Here is a 20833-nt window from a genome sequence, read left to right on the forward strand (position 1 = left end):
GCTCCGTCTGGTGAAGTCGATTTCCAACCGAGGGAGAAATGAACATGGCAGCTGCGATCCGGTTCAACCAATTCGGCAGCCCCGATGTACTGACGCTGCAAGCAGTGCCCGAACAGTCGCCAGGGCCGGGCGAGGTCTGGCTCGAGCAGGAAGCGATCGGAGTGAATTTTCTCGACGTTACCCAGCGCAAGGGCGCCGTGCCGATTCCCTTGCCTTCCGGCCTTGGGCTTGAAGGTGCTGGGCGTGTGGCGGCCGTGGGTGCCGATGTCAGCAACGTAAAAGTCGGTGATCGCGTCGCCTACGCCACGGGCCCGATAGGCGCGTATGCGTCGGCTCGGCTTTATCCGGCCCAGCGCCTGGTCAGGATTCCCGATGCGCTGTCGTTCGATGATGCGGCGGCGCTGATGTTCAAGGGCATCACGGCGCAGTACCTGCTGAAAAGCACCTATCCCGTCGGGCCGGGCAGCACCCTTCTGCTTTACGGAGTGGCAGGCGGGCTGGGGGCGATCATGGTGCCGTGGGCCAAGCACTTGGGCGCGTTTGTGATCGGCGTGGTCTCCAGGCAAGCCAGCGTCGAAAAAGCCAAGGCATTGGGCTGCGACGAGGTCCTGGTGTTCGACGCCGACAGCCTGGCTTCCGATGTCGCACGTATCACCGACGGGCAGAAAGTCGACGTCGTCTACGACCCGATCGGGCGGGTCTCTTTCCAGGCCTCCCTGGACAGCCTGCGACCCAGAGGCCTGCTGGTGTCGTTCGGCGCTTCATCGGGCGCGCCGGCAGCCGTGGAACTGGCGACACTCAATGCCAAGGGTTCGCTGTTCCTGACCCGTCCTTCATTGGCCGCGCATACCGCGTCTGTCGAGGAATACCAGGCGCGGGTGCAGGATGTCCTGGCCGTGATCGATTCGGCTGTCATCCAGCCGCGAATCTGGGCAAGCTATGCGCTGGCTGACGCAGCATCGGCCCATGCCGATCTGGAGTCGGGGCGTTCATCGGGGGCGATCATCCTGAAACCATGAATCTTGATGTCTTGAATAACCAGCACAGCGACGAAATCGCTGCGTTCCTGGCCGTGGCCGCGCAGGGCTCATTCGTGGCGGCCGGCCGGCTGTTGCAACGGCACCCGACCATCATCTCGAAACGGCTCGCGGCGATGGAAAAGCGCCTGGGCGTGCGGCTGGTGGAGCGCTCCACCCGGCAGGTGCGGATTACCGAAGTCGGGGCCAAGCTGGAACAGCGCCTGCGCTCGGCCATCGAGCTGATGGATGAAGCACAGGCGCAAGCGGCCGAGGGCGCCAGCGAAGTCCGCGGCACGTTGCGACTGGCATTGCCCGCCGCCATGGGCAGGCGTTGGCTCGGCCCGATACTGCCGGGGTTTCTCGAGGCATATCCGCAGGTTTCGATCATCGCGGACTACAGCGAACGCCTGGTCGACATCATCGATGAAGGTTTTGACGCGGCGATCCGGATTGGCGAACTGGATGACAACCGATTGATCGCCAAGAAACTGAGCGATCACCGGCGCATCCTCTGCGCCTCACCGGCCTATCTGGAAAAACATGGCATGCCCCGGACGCCGCAGGACCTGGCCAGCCATAACTGCCTGCGCTTCAGCGGCCTGGCGTCTTTTCCTCAATGGCGGCTCCATCGTGGCAACGAACTGCAGACAGTCACGCCGAAAGGCAACCTCACCGCCAACGAAAGTGAATCATTGCTGGCGGCGGCCTGCGCCGACGCCGGGATACTCGGCGCCGGCGACTGGTTGATGAGTCATGAGATCGCCGCCGGCAGGCTCTTGCATGTACTCCCCGATTGGCACCTGGACGCCGCTGGCGGGGTTTATCTGGTCAGGCCATCGGCCAAGTTTCCGAGTGCCGTGGTGGTCGCTTTCAAGCAGTGGATCGAGGCGAGGTTCAGCCCGGCGCCGCCTTGGGGCCTGTGACCCTACGAATCAACGCACCCGATCGCGACTCTGTACCGACAGATCCAGGGCCTTTTGCATGTCCAGCCGCGCCGAGCGACCGACATCCTTGTCGTTGAGCTGGTAGTTGCGCTCCGATGGCAGGATAGGCGCGGTGAGGTCTTCGCCATCCATTTGTTCGAAGTCGTGATTATCGCCGATGGTCATGGCGCTACGGCGCAGAAGCATACGCAGCTGCTCGGGATGAAGCTGCGGATTGATCGACAGCATCGCCGCCAGCAGGCCGGTAACCATTGGCGTGGCGTAGGACGTGCCGCAATGTACCGCGCCGTCTTCGCCGGCATTGACCGTCGAGGCGTGGGTGCACGCGGCGGCGGTGATGTCGACGCGCATGTCGACGTTCGAGGAGTCGCGCTTGACTGCGTAGGCCGGATCATCGACCGCAACCCCGGCGCGTTCGCTGCGCTGATGCCCGCCGACCACCAGTAATTGTTCGGTGATGAACGAGGAGGGCAGGCGGTATTCATCAGTGCCCGAGTATGACGAGCCGTTGCCGGCGGAATTCACCACCACCACGTCGGGATGCTCCTTGCGCAGCCACAGGAAAAACTCCTCCAGCAACTCCTCGTAGCCGCTCATGGCAATGCCCGAGCGCAGCAACGAATCGACCTCGTCACCCTTGACGTTTTTCGCGCCGACGCGATGAATGCCCCAGCTCCAGTTGAGCACCCGCACGCCGTCCTCGACGAGGTTCACCGAAGCGGCGATGTTGGCGGTGATCCCGGCGTCGGAATTGCGCTCGACAATCACCTCGAAGCCGCCGCTGGCCTTGTCCAGGCCCCTTAGGAACCCGCTGTTGCCGCCATCGTTCCAGCGCGCGGCGAGGATGCCGGCGACCGTCGTGCCGTGGTCGTCCGGCTTGTCCGCATCGCGGGCATAGACGCAGGTTCGCGGCATCGAGCAGGCGCCGAGGTAATCGGCGAAATCCGCCGTGTCGAAATCCACGTCGCGCTCGATCAGGCCGATGCGCACCGGTTGCGGTCGGATCGGCGCCTGCTGCCCAGGGATGCGCCGCTGGTAATAGTGCACCGCATCGAGGAAGCGATTCGCCGCCCATTCATCGGAGTCCTTGGCCGGCTTCTTCGGCTCTTCTGGCTGGGCGGGCGCTTGCTCAGTCTCTTCGGCAGCGGACTCCTCTATCACCACCGCATCGACACTGGTCTCGCCGCCCAGGCGCAGCACCAACGCATCGCGCTCGACCAAGTCCTTGGCCGGCAGGCGCAGCTGATAAACGTTCAGCGGGGCGATGCTGCCGACCACTTTCGCCCCGTATTTGGCGGCGAGACGTTCAGCCTCCTGGCGACCATCATGACTTTCCTCGATCAACAGGCTGACCAGATCCACATAGGTGGTCAGGCCGTCCATGTTCTTCGCCACTTCGTTCGGCCCGGCGGCCACCACGTGGCTGGTGCGTAACGTCAGCCAGGCGGCGTTGCTGGCCCGCGTACCATCCTCCAGCCAGAGCGGGCCGCTTTGGTAGTCGGCGCGGTCCAGGCGCAGGCGGAGGTGGTTCCCGTCACGCTGAACGCTGCCGGCCGGAATCATTTTCTCGCCCAGTTTCAGTTGCGGTGTTGCGTCACCCAGCCCCCGCGCGGTCAGGCACCATTCCTGGCGCTGGTTATCCAGCAAGTCGCCGCAGCGTTTCAGGCCTTCCAGGCGTAGCGGTTCCTGCGCCACTGCAAGGGTGCTGGCAGACAGGGCGAACAGCGTTACGAGGGCGGCGGATCGTATGGGCATGGGGTGAGTTTTCTTGGTCGGGGATTGCTGTTCCGACCGTTGTGTCGCGAGCTTCGTTCAGCCCTGGGATTCGATCCGTGGCGGTCGTCATCGAAATGGAACAACCGGACCCGCGCGGCAATCGGATTCTTAAACGTCTGAGACTCGAAAAGAGGGATCCCATGTCTCGTCCACCCATGATCGGAATCATCGCCTGCTCAGGCAAAGTCGGCCCACACACCGTCCAGCTCAGCAACGACAAATATGCCCAGGCCGTGGCCACCGCCGCCGACGCGTTGCCGGTGATCCTGCCGGTGTTTCCGGCGCTGCTCGATCCGGTCCACATCATCGCCGGCCTTGACGGCCTGCTCTTCACCGGATCGCCGTCCAATATCGAACCCCATCACTACGACGGCCCCCCGAGCCCGCCGGGCACCGAGCACGACCCGGCCCGCGACAACCTGGCGCTGCCGCTCTGGCGCGCCGCCGTCGAAGCCGGCCTGCCGGTGCTCGGCATCTGCCGCGGCTTCCAGGAAATGAACGTCGCCTTTGGCGGCTCGCTCCATCAACAACTCGATGGCCCGGGCGCCGAACACGAACCGCCGAGCAATGAACCGGTCCAGGAACAGTACGCCCGCAACCACGCCTTGACGGTGCGGCCCGGTGGCGTGTTGGCGCGGCTGGGCCTCAAGGACGTGATCGAGGTCAACTCAGTCCACGGCCAGGGCATCGCGCGGGTTGGGCAGGGCTTGCGCGTCGAGGCCGTGGCCGAGGATGGGTTGGTGGAGGGCCTTTCGGTGGAGGGCAGCCGGGCGTTTGCGTTGGGGGTGCAATGGCATCCGGAGTGGGAGGTTATGGATAACGCGGATTATCGGACGATTTTCCGGGCGTTCGGGGACGCATGTCGGGAGCGTGCGGAAAAAGACGCTTGACGCTTGGATCTGGTTTCTAGATGCTGTAGCGGTCAAGTATCTGGAAGGTAGGGCTGCCCTGAATTGGTACGGGTTGCCGTTCGGCCCTCTGGGTGCAGGCAAATCCACGTTCACCTGGTAACTGGAAGCCGGGTCGATCTGATGTCTTTCCCCTAGTGCTGGAGCGTTTTGCAATGTCTGTAAATTCACCTACTGAACCGACCGCGAACGGATCGATGCTTGATCGCTGTATCCGCTTGTCACGCGCCTACACCTCAGCCGCGCGGCGGGTCGATGCCAAGCTTTCCGCGGTGCATGGCCTGAGCTTCAGCGACTTCATGATTCTTTACCACCTCAAGCATGCCCACAACTCCCGGCTTCGACGCGCTGACCTGGCCGATTGCATGGGCCTGACTGCGTCGGCGGTGACCAAATCCCTGCTGTCGCTTGAAAAAATAGGCTTGGTTTCCCGACAAAGCGATCCTCGAGATGCGCGCGTGGGCTACGCCTGTCTGACCACGACTGGCGAACAGGTGTTTGCCGACGCGCAGGTTTCTGCGGAGTTCGCTTGCCAGGAGGTTTATGAGGCGATGGTTGGTGAGTGGAACAAGGCCGGTTGAGATTGCTGTTTAAGCGCCTGGCCTGGACCCAATTCTCTGGATCTGACCTTGTCGGATGCTGAGCCCGATCAGGATATCGAAGAGTGCTTGCTGCCCGGCCGGCAGGACGGGGAGCAGGGTTGCGCGGCGCTTCTCGACATCGAACCAGGATTCAACCAGCCATCCCACCAGGTAAAGCGCGGCAAGGCATCCGCCTGCCGTGGCGACATTCCCGTGGCAGACCAGCGGCTGATCCAAGGGCTCGATTCCCACGGCCAGCAGGCCTGATCGAGCCTCCGGGTGGGTGGTTGCCCGGCCGTCGGGCAGCAGCCCAAGCCGCTGGAGAATAAAGGCCCCGGCGCAGATCGAGCCGATTCGCTGGCGTCGGGCATCGAGTTCAAACGACGGTAGGAAGTCCGCAGCTGCAAGCGCGGCAGGTATGCCTTGTTTGCCACTGACGAACAATACCGCGTCCGCGCCATTGGCCTCGCACAGAGGACCGTGCACCGAAACCGCCAAGCCGTGCGCCGATGTCACGACAGGGCTGGAGGCCAGAATTCTTACGTGCCAGTCTTGCGTATTGCGGCCTAAGATGTCCCACATCAGGAACAGGTCGATGTCGGTGAACTGGTCGAAAGCGATCAGGGCGATTTGCTTCAAGGCGAACTCCATGAAAATGCTGGCGTGCAAAACGCAACGGCCTTCTATGCAGGTGTTCGCAGCGTATCGATCGGTTTGGCACCCTACACAGTCTGTACGGTGCATTGAGAGGGAGCGAAGTAACCATGGAAAAACTGACTCGTCACCGTTGGATCGCGGCAGGCTTCGAGGCCCTCGACCAGGCAGGCCACGCAGGCGTCTCGGCCGAAAGCCTGGCGCGTCGATTGAATGTGACCCGTGGCTCGTTCTATCACCACTTTCGCAATCGCGAAGACTTTGTCCGCGCTTTGCTGGCTGCCTGGGAAGAGGACTACACGGGGCGCATGCTTGCTTATGCGGGCCAGGGTCGGAGCGCGCGAGAGACGTTGCAGCGCTACCTGGAAATCGCCGCGCAGAAACAACCTGGGCGGGAAGTGTCCATCCGCGCCTGGTCGCTGCATGATCCGTTGGTTGCCGAGTTCCAGCAGCGTGTCGACGCAAGACGATTGGCCTTTGCGATACAGGCGTGTCGCCGCTTGGCCCCGGCGCCCGGCCAGGCGGAGGTCATCGGGCAGATGGCCCATCTGTGCCTGATTGGCGGGCAACAGGCCGGGATACGACGTGATGCGGCGCGCTTCAATGGTTTTGTGAGCCGGGCTTTTGCCTTGGTCGAGGGCGTTATTGCGCCGTGGAGAGGCTGAGTGGTGGGCTGAGTTTCTTTGAAAGTGAAAATCAGGCACGGCGATACGGAATTAGGCTTTAATGCCCCGCGCAACTCAACTGTTTGTCCGATCAAGGAAGACGACATTGAACAATGCTCTTGCGGCTCTGTTTCTGGCTTGCCTGGCCACCTCCGTATTCGCTGACGAAAACCCTGTCGGCTTTCGCTCTTCGACAATGTCGAATCCACAGGATGGCCGGCCGTTGGAAATGGTCGTCTGGTACCCTGGCGCAACTGCCGCAACCCCGCAATTGATCGCCGATAACGCGGTATTTGTCGGCGCATCCGCCGTTCGTGACGCGCCGCCGTCTGCCGGTAATCATCCCCTGGTGGTGCTTTCTCATGGATACAGGGGCAACTGGAGCAATCAGGTCTGGCTTGCCAGTGCCTTGGCCCGTAAGGGGTACGTCGTCGCGGCCGTCAATCATCCTGGCACCACCACCCATGACCGCAGTCCGCAAGCAGCGGCGCAGTTATGGCAGCGGTCCGTTGATCTGCGCCGAACCATCGATGAGGTCACGACCCAACCGGAAAAATTCGGCCAGGTTGCCAATCATCGCGTCGCAGTCGTGGGCCATTCACTCGGTGGCTGGACCGCCCTGGAAATTGCCGGCGCCCGTTTTGACCCGGACCGCTTCGCCGATGATTGCAAAACCCATCCGCAGCTAGCCAGTTGCACCGTCTACAGGCAGATGAATCCGGCGAACAGCCCAGACTCGAAAGCCGCGCTGGCCGCCGACTGGCGCGACAAACGCGTCACGGCCGTGATCACTCTCGATCTGGGCCTGTCGCGAGGCCTGACCGATGAAAGCCTCTCCGCGCTGCCGGTGCCCGCCCTGGTGATTGCTGCCGGCGTGCCCTCGCGCGAACTTCCCGCCGAGTTGGAGTCCGCCGACCTCGCCAGGCGCCTGCCGCCGGCATCCACTCGTTATGTGGAAATCAGCGACGCCAGCCATTTCAGTTTCATGTCGATTTGCAAACCTGGCGCGCAGGCAATGCTCGAAGAAGAAGTGCCAGGCGATGGCATCATTTGCCGGGACGGTGAAAACGGGCGTGATCGTGGGGTGATTCAACAGGAGGTCATATCGTTGATAGCGGATTTCCTGGCGGGAGCGCCTGCGTCCAGTGGAGGCGGGTTGTAAGTTGCCTTGATCCGCCGTCCCCAACTTCATCAAGGTCATCCGATGGAAATATCGCCTCGCTTTGTCGTTCATGAATCAGAGCATTGGCTCATCAATCACCGCGTCGACAGTGCACTGCCCGGCTACCTGATGCTCAGCGCAAAACAGATGACGAATGCCTTGGCATCGCTGTCGGCTGAAGCGCTGGCGGAGTTGGGTGTATTGCAAGCGCGAATCCAGCACGCCATCGAAACCTGCCTGCAACCAAGACGACTGTACATCGGCCGTTTTGGTCATGACGCTGGTTACTCCATCCACTTCCATTTCATTCCGGTTTATCACTGGGTCGAAGCGCTGTTCTGGGATGACGACAGGTACCGGCTGCTGCAGACTTTCGGCTCGATCGACAGCAGTTTGCCTCAGACCGATGGTGCGGAATTGACGCTCTTTGTCTGGCGGGAATTTTGCGAGCGTCCCGATCCTCCGCCGATACAGGGGCCATCTGTCGAGCAGGTCGTGGCGGTGTTACGGCGGGAATTCGGTTTTTGGCTTGTTGATGAATAGCGCGGACCGTTAGCCCTGCTCGCGATGGCGGTGGTCAGCCGTGTAGGACCGCTTTCGCGAGCAGGCTCGCTCACACAGGTTTTTCTGGTGCTCAGAAATAATCAATCCACCTCAGCCCCCGTGGCGAGGGAGCTTGCTCCCGCTGGGTCGCGTAGCGGCCCCAAGCTTTTTGCTGCCGCTACGCAACCGAGTGGAATCAACCGCCCTCAACGATCGGACTTCATCCGCCCCTCGATCGCCACGCGCAAACAACCCCAGGCGATGACGCCAATGATCAGCAGCTCGGCGACGCCGATAAGCATGTGAAAGGAAAAGGTCATCGGCTCCTCGGCCCAGTAGAAGGTCGTTGGGCGACTGATGCCAATGCGCAGCCGTCCGGTAAACAGCGAAGGCACCCAGGTGATGATGCGGGTCAGCTCATACACAGCCAGGAAGGCGCCAAGCAGGGCGAGCAGGGCGCGGACGGGAGTGCCTAGTTGCTCAGTCGTCTCAGCCGCAGGCGTCGGCGCCTTTGCTTTGCGCTGCCTGGCGATCTTCGCCGGGGTTGGAGCAGGCCGGTAGGCTGCCTTTGCAACGGCCGTCGAACCGATCATGACCTCGCTGGGCACTGGCACTTGCAGGTAGTCGGCCAGTTCACGCAGCCACAGGTCAGTGCGTTTGCTTCCAGGCACTACCGGAACGTTGTCGCTCGTCAGGCGGTGCTCGGTGCCATCGCGCAGCACCAGCCATAGCTGGGTGCGGGCTGGCTCGGCCTCCGGGTGGCGGCGAAGTTCGAGGTATTTGACGGCGTCGATCCTGAACACCGATCGCACCCGCTCACGGCGTCCAAAAAAGTTTCGGGTGCGACGCTTGCCTTCAGCGTCGACGCGCGACAGCAGCAGGGTCTCGCGGGTGCCGGTGTAGACCAGCAGCGCCAGGCCCAGGGCAGGAATCAACAGCAGCCCGAGCACCATCAGCAGCAAGGTCAGTGGGTCCAGGCCCACCAGCGACGAGTCTGCAGTGGCAATCGCCAGCACGGCTCCCACGGGAAAGATCAAGGCCAGCGCACTGGTAAACAACACGAATACGCTCTGCACCCGGTTGAGCGAGTGGATGTGCAAGTCACCCCGCGCGGTGCGCTCGAACCGATATCCAATCAAATGCACATCTCCTGAAAGCCGCCAGCCCAAAGCAGCGGTGGATTTGAACGAGGTGGAACAACCGCCGAGTGGAGCCAATCGGCTGAATGATTTGTCGACAGCAACCTGACCGATTATTGGGCATCAGCCTCTGGCGCAACATCGGTATCCGGTGGAGCTCCATAAGGTTCGCCAATCTCCACCCGGTCTGCCTTCACCCAACCGGTATAGTCCTCGCCATCCTTGGCGATGTAGTTCACTTCCAGCCAGGACTCGTCTTCAAGGCTGGCGTAAACGGTGAGGGAGTCGCCGGGTATCACGAAAATCTTCTTGTTGGCGCAAGCCGCATCCGGCGCTTCGTGGAAATGCAGGCGCCCGGTGCCAATGACCTTGCCTTGCACTGACGGATGAAATTCAGGGACCGTTCCCGAGAGCTTTTCCGCCAGGGCAGAACAGTCGACAGCGGCCTGGCCAAGGCTGCTGAAAAGGCACAGGCACAACAAGCTTGAACGCAGATGCATCTAGGCAAAGTCCGTTTGGGTTGGATGCGTAGGATAGTGAACTCGCAAACTGTTGGGAAAGACTCATAAGCAGCTTTGTGCGGTTCCGCTAATTATTTCGACCCCGGCCCTCTGGCGTTTGAGGAAAACGGAGTAGCCAATCCAAGACGCGTCCTACATCGCCGCGCTTACCCCTTGCGTTAGCGTCCGTCCTGGATTTTCAGGATGAGATTCGCGACTCGTGACCACACGCCCCAAAGACCTGCCCAAAATTCGCAATCCACCTTCTGGAGAAGGGCACCGCGTTTCCTATCGAGACATGACCTCCAGCGAGGTGGCCGAGTACGAAGCACTCCAGCGTGGCCACAAAGCCATGCTTGCCCGACAGGCTGCTTACGAAAAACAACGTTGGGCCAAGGTTGAAAGGACGCCTCTCGTCATCACCGGGTCGGTGTTCGCCAAAAGCTGCGCGCTGCCCAACGGAATCATTGACTACAACAACCCCAACGGCTTTGTTCCGCCGGACCTGATCAAGCAGTACGGCGACCTGATGTGGCTTGGCGCCAGGAGCCCCGACGCGTCGGGAACACTTGCGCTGAAGCAGATCGGCTCAAGCGTGATACCCGCCGCTATCGGCAGACTCGCACTGGGCGGGTCCGCAGTATCAAGCGCCGGAGCCGTCGGCGGCACGGTCGGCGCGGCGCTGTTGACCGGCATCGTCGCCTTGCTCTGGCCCTCCAGCCTCGGCGACAGCGCACTCTACAGCGAAGACCAGTTGCGCAATCTCAAACAGGCCCGCAGCCGCATGCGCCTGAGCATCGAGCAGCAGGCCGATGGCAGCCTCAAGGGCTATGGCTTCTACACCGGCCAGAACCGCGCCTGGGAAATGGTCGACGTCATCCAGCTCACGCCGCGTGCCGACCAATACGTCGCCGACCTTGGTGATGGCATCGAACTGATCTGGACCCCGGCCATCGACTCCTCCGACACTTTCGGCATCCCGGCCTTGGAAGCCGCCCCTCAGACGCCACACATCTGGATTTATCCGCCGACGCCCGTGGCGGACAGCATCATCGTCAACCCGATCTATCCGCCGGAGTACAAGGATTTCATTCTGGTGTTTCCGGTGGACTCGGGGGTTCGGCCGGTTTATGTGGTTGCCTCTGTCAGACGAAGCTCTAATTCAGACCATGACTATTATCCAGCCCCGGACACTGAAGAAATCACAGGCTTCTTAAATCTTGAAGCGGCAAAAAAGAAAACACCGAAACAAGGAGGAGCAGGACTTAGAGAGCGCTGGGTTGATCCTAAAGGGCGGACTATTTATGAATGGGATTCCAGGCATGGAGAACTTGAGGCGTATCGTGCAAGCGATGGAAGTCACCTAGGTGCATTCAGCCACGAGACGGGTCTTCAGATAGGTCCGGTTAAAAAAAATCGTAATATCAAAAAATATTTGTGAGGATTTAAAATGGGTATGAAAGTGAGGTTGGACTGGTATGACAAGGAAACTGAATTGGGTGCAGGAAAAGAATATTCGAGAGATATGGGGGACGATACATCTCTAATCGTCGCGCTGGGCTTAGAGGGAGAGCCCCGTATGTACGATGGAGGCTTTGATGTGCTCGGAGAATGGATTCCTGTTCTCCAACCTTTTTTCGATCATCTGATCGACCCAGAGCAATTTGATTATCAGATCTCTTTTCGTTATCGAACCGTTTGGTAATCGGCTTGCACGAAGCACGCAGTCTTGGACCAAACATCAAGAAAATCGATTAGGCGGATACGACATTAACTGTTAGCCAAGCGAAACCTGTCAAGCCAGGTAGAGCAACCCACGATAATAGGAGTGGAATGCCGTGCCCTATTTTTTGATAACTGGCTTTTATCCAGATGACAAAAAAGATGATTCATTGCAGTTCGAAATGTCCGTCAGAATTCTGAGCAGAATGAAATGCTAGCCCAAATAACCGAAGGGACATCTTTCGGAAAATTTAGCCCTGGAGAGCTGGAAATAACAAGTGAGCAGCTAACAATCATCGAACAGGTCTTGGGTATGAGTTTCCCAGCGGGGCTCGAGTATTACATCGGAACTTGCGTCGATTACTAAGGAAACACTGGAAAGGAATCGTATGGGTCTCAAATTGCGACTCGAGCGTTACATCAAGGGGCGGGGATGACGAGGTGGTGTAGCGAAGCCGCTCGCGCGCCGAAGCGGACCAGGTCACCCCGGTCCGCCTCGCAACACCAGCTTCGGCAAAGCGAATTCAATTCGGTTGATTGACTAGCGATTAAATCGCTCCACCAACGAGTACTGGGTCATGGCTGTTTGCGTCAATTCCTTGCTCAGTTCCGCGGAGTGCCTGGCCTGTTCGGAGGTCTGGTCTGCCAGGTTCGCGATAGTGGTGATATTGCGGCTGATTTCGTCGGCCACCGCAGTTTGCTCTTCTGTCGCAGCGGCAATCTGGGTCGTCATGTCGGTGATGTGTGCCACGGCTTCGCTGATACCGATCAGTGCTTTGTCTGCCTCAAGCACCCAGGCGACGCCTTCCTCAGCTTGTCGGTGGCCGCTTTCCATGGTTTTCACGGCGTTGTTGGAGGAGACCTGCAACTTGGAAATCAGGCTATGGATCTGAGTGGTGGACTCAGTCGTGCGCTGCGCCAGTTGGCGCACTTCATCGGCAACCACCGCGAAGCCCCTGCCCATGTCTCCCGCGCGCGCGGCTTCGATGGCGGCGTTCAACGCCAGCAGGTTGGTCTGGTCGGCAATGCCTTTGATGACATCGACCACCGTTCCGATTTCGTTGCTGTCCTTGGCCAGTTGCGCGACCGTCAGCCCGGTTTCGCCCACCACCTCGGAGAGACGCTGAATCGCCTGGCGGGTGTCACGGGCCACGTCGCGTCCGCGCCCGGTCAGCACGTTGGCTTCCTGGGTAGCATCAGCCGTGCGTTGGACATGACTGGCAACCTCTTGGGTTGTCGCCGACATCTGATTCACCGCGGCCGAGACTTGCTCAGTCTCGACGCGTTGGCGTTCAAGCCCGCGTGAACTGTCGGCGGCCAGGCCATCGGACCTGCCGGCCAAACCGGTCAGTTGCTCGGCGGTGTCCTGCAGGCGAGTGAGGCACGTCTTGAGCCGGGATGCCTGGCTCTCGAAAGCTGTTTCAAGGCGAGCCTGCAGGCCGCGCTCGTCGCTGTACATTTTCGCCAGCAACGCATCCGAGGTGGAAGCCTCGGCCATTTCCAGCAGACGCAGCGCGCCTTTGTTCTGCTGGCGCGAGATGATCAACCCGACCGGAATCGATATTCCGACAGCAAGCAGCATCGCCATGGCGGTATTGAGGAAGGCGCCGCCCGCTGTGCCCAATAAACCCATCAACAGCACCGGTACCCAACTGAGCAGGAAGGGGTACCACCGATCAAGCCCCGGGACAGCTGCCTTGCCGAGCCTGATGCGTTTGTAGAGCGCTTCGGCGCGGCGGATCTGGCTGGCCGTCGGCTTGACTCGGACCGACTCGTAACCGACGACCTGGCTCCCTTCGTAAACAGGCGTGACGTAGGCATTGACCCAATAATGGTCGCCGTTTTTCGAGCGGTTCTTGACGATCCCCATCCACGGCTTGCCTTGCTTGAGCGCGGCCCACATATGCGCAAACACGGCGGGCGGCACATCCGGATGACGAACGATATTCTGTGGTGCGCCGATCAGGTCGACCTTGTCGAATCCGCTGATCTCGACGAAGGCGTCATTGCAATACGTGATGACGCCTCGCGTATCCGTGGTGGAAATCAGCTTCTGCTGAGGTGCGAGTGATATCTCACGTTGCGTGACCGGTTGATTGTTTCTCATTCTGAACTGCTCCCTGGAATCTGTAAGTCCATCGACTGCCGTTCAGAAAAGTTGATGAAATGCCTATGAAATACTCTGGTAACAATCAGCTGTGGTCATTCTTTCCGCGGATTGGACCATCAGCCTGGCCCGCGGACCGCACCCCATCAAGAAGCTGCGAAGCTGGCGATGTGGAGCGATTTCTAAAGTTGGATCCAGCACCGTCGATAACCTGTACGAACCCGCCCATCATGGACAGATGAAAAATGGTACTCACCGTCAGTTCCGCTTACATCCCGCCGGCCAATACCAACCTCACGCGCTCCGAACAAGTGCTCGTGACCCAGGCGCCGACAGACGCTGCAAAACTAGCGCTGTCCAACGCCAGCCCAGCGGCCATCTTCCATCCCAGCGAAGAAGCCCAGGCAACGATGCCGATGCCTATGGCGATCGAGACCTGGATCGGGCGCTCGCAATCACCGGACTTTCCTCGATACGTAGAGATCCTCAAAGGGGCAACCAGTACGCTGAAGTCCTCGTTCGAGGATTTCCAATCCACCCTCTCGACGACCCACCCGGACTTGGCCGGCAAGAAATACGGCTTCACTGTCGAAGCCGACGGCAGCCTGAAAGTGCTCAATACCGCCGGCAAGCTCAGCAGCTCCGATATCCAACGGCTGACCGATCTGCTCAACGACTCCAAGGACCTGAAAGCCGCCGCCGTCGCAGTCCGCGACGCCTCCATCGACCTGGTCGACGCCGACTCGCCATGGTCCGGCAGCTACCTGGGCCTCTACAGCCTGACCAAGGAAAACTTCGCCAAAACAATCGATCTGGCCCCGCTGCTGAAAGACCGTGGGTCGGTGTCCATACAGGAATATTCCGACGGGTTGTTTTTCAATCAGTTGGCGTACAAGGGCGAGCGGGCGACGCGGGAAACGGAGCAGGCGATGTTTGAGAGGCGGGCGGCGGAGCGGTTTTCGGTGCGGGTTTGAGTGTTAATGGCATTGACGAAAAAGGGACAGATTTATACAAATTCTGAGGCTGCTCAGGCAGTTCAGATCAGAGCTGCCCGGTACGCTCATTGCAGGGCTTAACACTGTCGCTCTGGAGATCTATAAGGGCGTGCCGCGAACGTTTGGGCCGGAACAGTAAAAGCCGTCTATCGTTGACCTTCGCAGGAGCGAAAAAGGGACAGATTTATTTGCCAAATAAACCTGTCCCTTTCCATTTAGAACTCCAGCGAAGCCCCATCTTCCGGAATGTCCACACGTCCCTCAATCCCTTGCTTCTTGACGTAAGCGCGCAGTTCTTCACGAGTCAGGGACATATGGTTTATCGCGTCCATGTGCACCGCGACAATCTGTGCGTTTTTCGCGGCTTTTGAGGCGCGAAGCACATCTTCCTCACCCATGATGATCGAGCCGTCGAATCCCGCCATTTTTGCCTTCCCGGCGTTGAGCACGATAACTTCCGGGCGGTACTGGCTGATGGCTTGGTCGACCTCTTTACGCCAGATCGTGTCACCCGCAAGGTAGAGCGTCTTGTAACCCGGTGCTTGGAAAACCACGCCCATGGCTTCGCCTAGCGGTTTTGCGAGCGCTGGCACGGCATACATTTCGTCAGTGCCATGCTGGCCGCCGGTCTTGGTGATCTTCACGCCGCCGAATTCGGCTTCATCCGTCAGCACGCGTACGTTCTTGAAACCCTGGGAACGAATCAGTTGAGCATCTTCTTCATGTTGGGCGAACAGCGGAATGTCTTTAGGCAGCGCTTTCTGCGCGGCATCGTCCCAGTGATCCAGGTGCGTATGGGTGACGATGACGGCATCGACTCCGGCGATAACTTTCTCCGGTGATTCCGTCAGATCAACCAAGGGGTTGCGCAGGTTGCTTCGATAGGTGTTTTCAAAACCCGGATAAGCGCCTTTTTTTGCCAGCATCGGATCAACCAGGAAAGTGGTGTCACCGTAGGTGATTTTCACCGTGGCGTTACGAACCTGCTGCAAATCCAACTTGTGAGAGGCGTCCGGCGCTTTGGGAGCATTCGAACTGGCGAACGCGGGGGCAGCGGCTACGGCACAAGCCATGCTGACGGCAAGCGGTAAAGTTGTGAGTTTCATAAGAATTGATCCTGTTGTTTACATCGAGGCATCCATTCTTGCCGAATGTCTCGCGAGCCAACAGTGGCCCGAATGACATATTTCGCTATAATCGGGCCAACTGCTCGACGTGGTTCGGCTTGGGCCCCACAGGGCGAATCGAGGCCTCCTCATGCTCCCCATACGCGTTGCTGTTCTAGCTTTCGAAGGCGTCAGCCTTTTCCATCTTTCCGTGCCAGGAATGGTATTGGGAACCGCCCAACCCGCGCCCGATGGGCCTCGGTATGAAATCAATTACTGCGCAGAAGTGCCCGGAGTAATCAGTGCCGACCAGGACATTGGACTGTCGGTAAGCCTCGGCCTGGAGCTGATGGAAACTTCCGACGTCATCATCATCCCCGCGTGGGGCGATCAATCCCTTGTTGCATCGCCCCAACTCGTAGAAGCGCTGCAGCTCGCCAATACGCAAGGCAAGCTCATCGTGGGATTGTGTTTGGGTGCGTTCGTCCTCGGCGATGCCGGGCTGCTCGATGGAAAGGAAGCAACCACCCACTGGGCCGTCCGTGACCAGTTTGCGCAACGTTTTCCCAAGGTTCGATTCAAGCCCGAAGTGCTCTATGTCAGCGCCGATAACATCGTGACGTCCGCCGGAACGGTCGCGGCCATCGATTGCTGCCTGCACCTGGTACGCGAACGACTCGGCGCAGACGTGGCGAATCGCACCGCGAAAATGCTCGTGACGCCACCCCACAGGCCCGGAGGCCAGGCGCAGTATGTTGAACACCCGGTGCCGCAATTATCTGGCGAGACTCACCTGTCCGACGTCCTGACCTGGGCCCGAATGAACCTGTCCGGCGACCTGTCCCTCGACGTTCTGGCAGACATGGCAAAAATGAGCAGACGGACTTTTACCCGTCGGTTCAAGGAGGCGACTGGCACAACCGTGTCCAAGTGGTTGACCGCTGAACGGGTGGCTAGAGCGCAGGCGTTGCTGGAAACGACTGAGTTGCCTATTGAATGCATCGCGGGGGAGGTGGGGTTTGGGACGCCGTTGTCGTTGAGGCAGCATTTCGGTGCGCATCTGGGGACGTCGCCTTCTGATTATCGGAAGATGTTTTGTCTTGGGGTGGGGCGGAAGGGTTGATGGTATTGGAGGGCGCGTCCGGGGGCGGCGCGGGAGACAGAGTTGGTCTTTGGGGGACACCACCCATTTCTGGTGGGCAGCAATCGGCCAAGATCGGACGTTTGGAAAGTGGGATTATGACGAACAGCAATAAGCCGGAATACTGCACGATCTGCAGACGCTTACTCGACAACCCAGCAGATCCGCTATCGGGCAATTGCGGCGGAGATTGCTGGGGATGCATAGGCGCTATCGAGGCGAAAATGGGATGCGCAGAGTCGCTCGCCTACGTACGCAAAGAATATGAGGCAGGACTTCGGCCTGGCTGGATTGATCCGTTCAAGCCCTGACTTGGAGCTTCGTTACGGCCGCTTTGGGTCGATAGCGGTCGTTCGCGACCGGCAGCTATCGACCCAAAGAGGACACCAGTTGCCGGAAGAAATCGGCGCAAAAGCAGCTTCCGATCAACAATCGAATCTCAGGTTCTGTGATCCACACCTACAAGCCGCATAGGAGTTCGCGCCTCACCTGAAGAGCAATTGCTGCGAAGCCCTTTCCAGTGCCGCGCTTGCGGGGCGCGTAGTCCTGATTAGCAGAAACATCCTCCCATTGACTCACCGATTCCACGTACCTGTGAGTGTTATCGGTATCAATTTCAAACTCTATGAACCGCTCTGTGTGAGTGAGCAAAAGACCATAAAGGCTGGGCATACCGGGAAAGTCGACCTCAAGATCTAATACGACGGTTTCTGACCATCTAATGCCTTTCGACTCCCCATAGTTTTTTAAGGCGAGGGGAATCCCGCTGGCCAACCAAGCTTTGGCGGTTACCATGAGTCTGTGGGCCACAAGAGCATTTTGCTCTTGCACGTTCAGTTGCCGCTTTTTTAACAGACGGTCAATGTCCACTTCAATCTCCTCAAAAATCGTCGCTTCCAGAATGACGATGACCTATCAAACGCGCAACGACTCAGGCGACTCCCATCTCCACGCTGCTACCCGATCCGCGTGGGGCGTCGCGACGTCCCGATGTCTTTACCGAAAGACGTCTTTCGACCCAAGGCGGTCATTCGGCAAATCCTTTGACCGACGCCAAAAGGCGTTTAATGCAGTCAGCTCTTCTGACGCAGAACTTGCATGAGCTGCTCGACGACGATGGCTTCGACGAAGCCTTCACTGGACCCCACGTCAAAAGCAGCACAACAAGCCGATGCGTCGCCGTCGCAGAGACGGTAGACAGCAATGACACTGCTCGGTCCGCACCCGGTGTGCCCGCATAGCGAATACCCGCCATCAATCGACCCTTGCATCACGCCAAGGCCATAGCCCGGCGTGATCCAAGGGCGACCGGGAATCGGGCCGCCCAATGTTCGTGCTTTTTGCATTTCCTGAAGCAAGTCCGTGGGGAGCAGGTCTGCACAAAAGAGTCGATCCAGAAATAACGCTGCGTGCGAAATGTGGCCGATCAACAAGCCGTGGTAAACCCAGGCAGGATCATAATTTGAGGAACTTCCAAGGTGGGTCGTTTGGAAGTCTGCTCGCGTTTTTGCAAAGCGAACGCCCAATAAGCCCAGAGGAGAAAGTGTCCGTTGAATTACCGCTTCATCAAGCTTCAGATCAGTCAGCCGTTCAATTAGCCTGCCGACAAGCAGGTAGCCGACATTCGAGTAACGCCAACCGTTTCCGGGACTATATCGGAGTCGAGCACCGTCAAGGCGTTGCATCATTTCATCGGCCGGCCAGGCTGGCTCACTATCTTTAACGGCGGAGTGATACTCCGCAAGTTCTCCGTAATCAGGCAGACCGGCCTCATGCCGTAGTAACTGGCGTAGCGTAAAAGGCTGACCAAGAACAGGGTGGTCCAATCCGACCAGCCCGTCACGCACCAACGACAGGGCCGTAGCAGCCAAGACTGTTTTCGTGAAACTCCACCAGGGGGCCATCAGTTCTGAGCGATCAGCCGCTTGTACCTGACCATTTGAAACGAGTGAACTGAGCATTGGCTTCCTTGGAGTCTCAAGCGGATCGGCAGCTTGACAAGATACCTCAATCATTCCTTTCGCGGAGGCAAAGATCAGCCGTTGCACTGTCCTGAACGACTGCTCCTGGCCGATTGCTGCCGTTCAGTACTCTTCAAAATGCGCCACGGCGCCAAACGCAGAACTTTCTAGTACCCCATTCGTTTATCTGAGGCAAAAAAAGGGCGCTTCCAGCGCCCGTTCTCTTTCACCCCTCAACTGCCTCCTGAAGCCGCCGCCCAATCACTTCCAACAAATCACACCCATCCCTTAGCGGAATCGCCAGCAACTGCGCGAAATCCGAAAGCACTACCGTATCGCTACCAATCTCGGCACGAGACGCAATATTTTCCAGAACCTGTGTCACGACCCGAATACGGTAATCAGCCGTAGCATGCAGAACATCAAGCGGTGCCTGACTCGCCATGGTCCGGCAGCTACCTGGGCCTCTACAGCCTGACCAAGGAAAACTTCGCCAACACGATCGATCTGGCCCCGTTGCTGAAAGACCGTGGGTCGGTGTCCATACAGGAATATTCTGACGGGTTGTTTTTCAATCAGCTGGCATACAAGGGCGAGCGGGCGACGCGGGAGACGGAACAGGCGATGTTCGAGAGGCGGGCGGCGGAGCGGTTTTCGGTGCGGGTTTGAGTGTTAATGGCATTGACGAAAAAGGGACAGATTTATACAAATTCTGAGGCTGCTCAGGCAGTTCAGATCAGAGCTGCCCGGTACGCTCATAGCAGGGCTTAACACTGTCGCTCTGGAGATCTATAAGGGCGTGCCGCGAACGTTTGGGCCGGAACAGTAAAAGCCGTCTATCGTTGACCTTCGTGTAACACATCTTCGGGTGGCAATCGTTTTGCTCTGGAGGCAAATGACATGGAAAGTAGAGTGCTCGTGGGTGGTAAGTACGACGTTATCTTGGTTGTGACATTTAAAAAGAACCACACCGACAGCGAGATGATTGCCAGCGATTTGTCCATGAGAGAGAAATATCAGGGGAACGGCAAAGCAAAATTTTTTTTATGCGAAGTAAACGATATTGACGTAAATGATGCGCTTACTCTTGCGTATTTGATGTACAGCGTTATTGGAGAAGGCGTAGAAGGTCGGCGTCTGGGTATATACGTCGGTACACACTGTGATGTGGCGTCGTTAAATCCGGAAGTCCCGGCCAAAACGATGGGTAACGCGATTGGCTATTTGGCTACACGTTACAAATTCATCATTTCTAAAGTCTGTGTCGATGCGTGTTATTCAGCCGGCGCTGAAACTTCAATGCCGCACGAGGATTCTTTGGCCAAGCAGGTCGGTAGGGCTATCGCGGAAATTGTCTCGGTGGACGAGGCTGATGAAGAGACAGAGCTTACCCTGCAAACTCGAAAAGCCCGGGTAATTGGCTGCCGAATTGCCGGATATTGCGTGATCATCAAACGTTACACGCCGAATCACGAATATTTTTCGAATCATCCGAAGAACTATCCTGAAAATATAACGGCGCAGGCTGTGTACGGAAAGGGAACAGCAAAGGTTTTTAGGCCAAAAGTGGTGGCAGGTAAATATGATATAAAAGCAAAAAATAAAAAGATAGGGTTATTCAAGGAGGAGGAAGAGGAGATAGCCAATCTTGACCAAGGGTCGCCGCTTTACAAGTTTATCAAGAGCTTGAATGCTTATTTCGCCCTGAAAAAAGCCTGGAAGATTGACGCAAACCTTGCGATTGTTTCCATCCCTTTACATCAATACACGGACAGCCCGCTGTTTAGTCGGTTCGCCTATGACCCGCAGGGACAAATAGTGAAGTTTCGGCGCGGCGATGTGCTGACCAAATAAGCTGCGGGCAGGTGGTGTGAACGACAACAGACTTCATCATGCACGGTAGGGGGAGT

At 58.5% G+C, this 20833-nt stretch carries 23 protein-coding genes and 2 pseudogenes; 15 read left to right on the forward strand and 10 right to left on the reverse strand.

The genetic code is table 11. The features are described from left to right. Positions 1 to 44 precede the first annotated feature (44 nt). Together J3P91_RS10325 and J3P91_RS10330 are read left to right on the forward strand one after the other, a co-directional pair. Positions 45 to 1019, forward strand: a complete 975-nt coding sequence (locus J3P91_RS10325) for a quinone oxidoreductase family protein (RefSeq protein WP_434603854.1) — start codon at positions 45 to 47, stop codon at positions 1017 to 1019. After that, complete coding sequence (locus tag J3P91_RS10330; RefSeq protein ID WP_434603856.1) at positions 1016 to 1942, forward strand: LysR family transcriptional regulator; 927 nt, start codon at positions 1016 to 1018, stop codon at positions 1940 to 1942. Before J3P91_RS10325 ends, J3P91_RS10330 begins: the two co-directional genes overlap by 4 nt. A 9-nt stretch (positions 1943 to 1951) precedes the next feature. Here the strand turns inward: J3P91_RS10330 and J3P91_RS10335 are convergent, their stop codons facing one another. Next, positions 1952 to 3718: a S8/S53 family peptidase gene (locus J3P91_RS10335; protein WP_434603858.1), complete on the reverse strand. Its 1767-nt coding sequence runs from the start codon at positions 3716 to 3718 to the stop codon at positions 1952 to 1954. Positions 3719 to 3879: 161 nt separating this feature from the next. Here J3P91_RS10335 and J3P91_RS10340 point away from each other — a divergent pair, with 161 nt between their 5' ends. Together J3P91_RS10340 and J3P91_RS10345 are read left to right on the forward strand one after the other, a co-directional pair. Beyond that, a complete protein-coding gene (locus J3P91_RS10340; protein ID WP_434603861.1) occupies positions 3880 to 4629 on the forward strand; it encodes a gamma-glutamyl-gamma-aminobutyrate hydrolase family protein in 750 nt (249 codons plus the stop codon). 155 nt (positions 4630 to 4784) lie between these two features. Then, on the forward strand, positions 4785 to 5228 hold the full coding sequence (locus J3P91_RS10345) for a MarR family winged helix-turn-helix transcriptional regulator (RefSeq protein ID WP_434568946.1): 444 nt from the start codon (positions 4785 to 4787) through the stop codon (positions 5226 to 5228). A gap of 9 nt (positions 5229 to 5237) precedes the next feature. Here the strand turns inward: J3P91_RS10345 and J3P91_RS10350 are convergent, their stop codons facing one another. Next, positions 5238 to 5867 carry a DJ-1/PfpI family protein gene (locus J3P91_RS10350; RefSeq protein WP_434603864.1) on the reverse strand — a complete coding sequence of 210 codons (630 nt, stop codon included), beginning with the start codon at positions 5865 to 5867 and terminating at the stop codon, positions 5238 to 5240. A gap of 125 nt (positions 5868 to 5992) precedes the next feature. On the opposite strand from J3P91_RS10350, the gene J3P91_RS10355 reads away from it, so the two are divergent. From J3P91_RS10355 to J3P91_RS10365, 3 genes are all read left to right on the forward strand, one after another. Then, on the forward strand, positions 5993 to 6547 hold the full coding sequence (locus tag J3P91_RS10355) for a TetR/AcrR family transcriptional regulator (RefSeq protein WP_434603866.1): 555 nt from the start codon (positions 5993 to 5995) through the stop codon (positions 6545 to 6547). Between the two features lie 61 nt (positions 6548 to 6608). Continuing rightward, positions 6609 to 7709, forward strand: a complete 1101-nt coding sequence (locus J3P91_RS10360; protein ID WP_434603868.1) for an alpha/beta hydrolase family protein — start codon at positions 6609 to 6611, stop codon at positions 7707 to 7709. Positions 7710 to 7751: 42 nt separating this feature from the next. Continuing rightward, positions 7752 to 8252, forward strand: coding sequence for an HIT family protein (locus J3P91_RS10365; RefSeq protein ID WP_434603870.1), 501 nt, complete (start codon positions 7752 to 7754; stop codon positions 8250 to 8252). Between the two features lie 206 nt (positions 8253 to 8458). Here the strand turns inward: J3P91_RS10365 and J3P91_RS10370 are convergent, their stop codons facing one another. Together J3P91_RS10370 and J3P91_RS10375 are read right to left on the reverse strand one after the other, a co-directional pair. After that, positions 8459 to 9391, reverse strand: coding sequence for a hypothetical protein (locus tag J3P91_RS10370; protein ID WP_434603873.1), 933 nt, complete (start codon positions 9389 to 9391; stop codon positions 8459 to 8461). Between the two features lie 113 nt (positions 9392 to 9504). Next, the gene (locus tag J3P91_RS10375; RefSeq protein WP_434603876.1) at positions 9505 to 9891 is read right to left on the reverse strand and encodes a hypothetical protein; all 387 of its coding nucleotides are present in this window, start codon (positions 9889 to 9891) and stop codon (positions 9505 to 9507) included. A gap of 220 nt (positions 9892 to 10111) precedes the next feature. Here J3P91_RS10375 and J3P91_RS10380 point away from each other — a divergent pair, with 220 nt between their 5' ends. From J3P91_RS10380 to J3P91_RS10395, 4 genes are all read left to right on the forward strand, one after another. After that, the gene (locus J3P91_RS10380; RefSeq protein WP_434603877.1) at positions 10112 to 11332 is read left to right on the forward strand and encodes a colicin E3/pyocin S6 family cytotoxin; all 1221 of its coding nucleotides are present in this window, start codon (positions 10112 to 10114) and stop codon (positions 11330 to 11332) included. A 9-nt stretch (positions 11333 to 11341) separates the two neighbouring features. Continuing rightward, the gene (locus J3P91_RS10385) at positions 11342 to 11596 is read left to right on the forward strand and encodes a colicin E3-like toxin immunity protein (protein WP_434603879.1); all 255 of its coding nucleotides are present in this window, start codon (positions 11342 to 11344) and stop codon (positions 11594 to 11596) included. A 133-nt stretch (positions 11597 to 11729) separates the two neighbouring features. Next, positions 11730 to 11831, forward strand: a complete 102-nt coding sequence (locus tag J3P91_RS10390) for a pyocin S6 family toxin immunity protein (protein ID WP_434603881.1) — start codon at positions 11730 to 11732, stop codon at positions 11829 to 11831. Continuing rightward, positions 11825 to 11980, forward strand: a complete 156-nt coding sequence (locus tag J3P91_RS10395) for a pyocin S6 family toxin immunity protein (RefSeq protein WP_434603883.1) — start codon at positions 11825 to 11827, stop codon at positions 11978 to 11980. Before J3P91_RS10390 ends, J3P91_RS10395 begins: the two co-directional genes overlap by 7 nt. A gap of 174 nt (positions 11981 to 12154) precedes the next feature. On the opposite strand, the gene J3P91_RS10400 is transcribed toward J3P91_RS10395, so the two are convergent. After that, complete coding sequence (locus J3P91_RS10400) at positions 12155 to 13246, reverse strand: methyl-accepting chemotaxis protein (protein WP_434605063.1); 1092 nt, start codon at positions 13244 to 13246, stop codon at positions 12155 to 12157. Positions 13247 to 13441: 195 nt separating this feature from the next. Next, a pseudogene (locus tag J3P91_RS10405) lies at positions 13442 to 13720 on the reverse strand (PAS domain-containing protein); the annotation flags it as partial. Between the two features lie 245 nt (positions 13721 to 13965). Here J3P91_RS10405 and J3P91_RS10410 point away from each other — a divergent pair. Then, a complete protein-coding gene (locus tag J3P91_RS10410) occupies positions 13966 to 14694 on the forward strand; it encodes a hypothetical protein (RefSeq protein WP_434603885.1) in 729 nt (242 codons plus the stop codon). 236 nt (positions 14695 to 14930) lie between these two features. Here the strand turns inward: J3P91_RS10410 and J3P91_RS10415 are convergent, their stop codons facing one another. Further along, positions 14931 to 15821 carry an MBL fold metallo-hydrolase gene (locus tag J3P91_RS10415; protein ID WP_434603886.1) on the reverse strand — a complete coding sequence of 297 codons (891 nt, stop codon included), beginning with the start codon at positions 15819 to 15821 and terminating at the stop codon, positions 14931 to 14933. 151 nt (positions 15822 to 15972) lie between these two features. On the opposite strand from J3P91_RS10415, the gene J3P91_RS10420 reads away from it, so the two are divergent. After that, positions 15973 to 16944, forward strand: a complete 972-nt coding sequence (locus J3P91_RS10420; protein WP_434603888.1) for a GlxA family transcriptional regulator — start codon at positions 15973 to 15975, stop codon at positions 16942 to 16944. A 477-nt stretch (positions 16945 to 17421) separates the two neighbouring features. Here J3P91_RS10420 and J3P91_RS10425 read toward each other — a convergent pair whose 3' ends face one another. The 3 genes from J3P91_RS10425 to J3P91_RS10435 form a co-directional block, all read right to left on the reverse strand. After that, entirely contained in the window at positions 17422 to 17832 is a 411-nt protein-coding gene (locus tag J3P91_RS10425) for a hypothetical protein (protein WP_434603890.1), read from the reverse strand. Positions 17833 to 18035: 203 nt separating this feature from the next. Next, the gene (locus J3P91_RS10430) at positions 18036 to 18923 is read right to left on the reverse strand and encodes a serine hydrolase domain-containing protein (RefSeq protein ID WP_434603892.1); all 888 of its coding nucleotides are present in this window, start codon (positions 18921 to 18923) and stop codon (positions 18036 to 18038) included. A gap of 226 nt (positions 18924 to 19149) precedes the next feature. After that, positions 19150 to 19368, reverse strand: coding sequence for a hypothetical protein (locus J3P91_RS10435; protein ID WP_434603894.1), 219 nt, complete (start codon positions 19366 to 19368; stop codon positions 19150 to 19152). On the opposite strand from J3P91_RS10435, the pseudogene J3P91_RS10440 reads away from it, so the two are divergent. Beyond that, positions 19359 to 19592 (forward strand): annotated as a pseudogene (locus J3P91_RS10440) (hypothetical protein); the annotation flags it as partial. The gene J3P91_RS10435 and the pseudogene J3P91_RS10440 overlap by 10 nt on opposite strands. 231 nt (positions 19593 to 19823) lie before the next feature. Beyond that, complete coding sequence (locus tag J3P91_RS10445; RefSeq protein ID WP_434603896.1) at positions 19824 to 20777, forward strand: hypothetical protein; 954 nt, start codon at positions 19824 to 19826, stop codon at positions 20775 to 20777. Positions 20778 to 20833: the final 56 nt, after the last annotated feature.

The sequence above is a fragment of the Pseudomonas sp. Z4-7 genome, assembly GCF_051131965.1.
Classification (GTDB): domain Bacteria; phylum Pseudomonadota; class Gammaproteobacteria; order Pseudomonadales; family Pseudomonadaceae; genus Aquipseudomonas.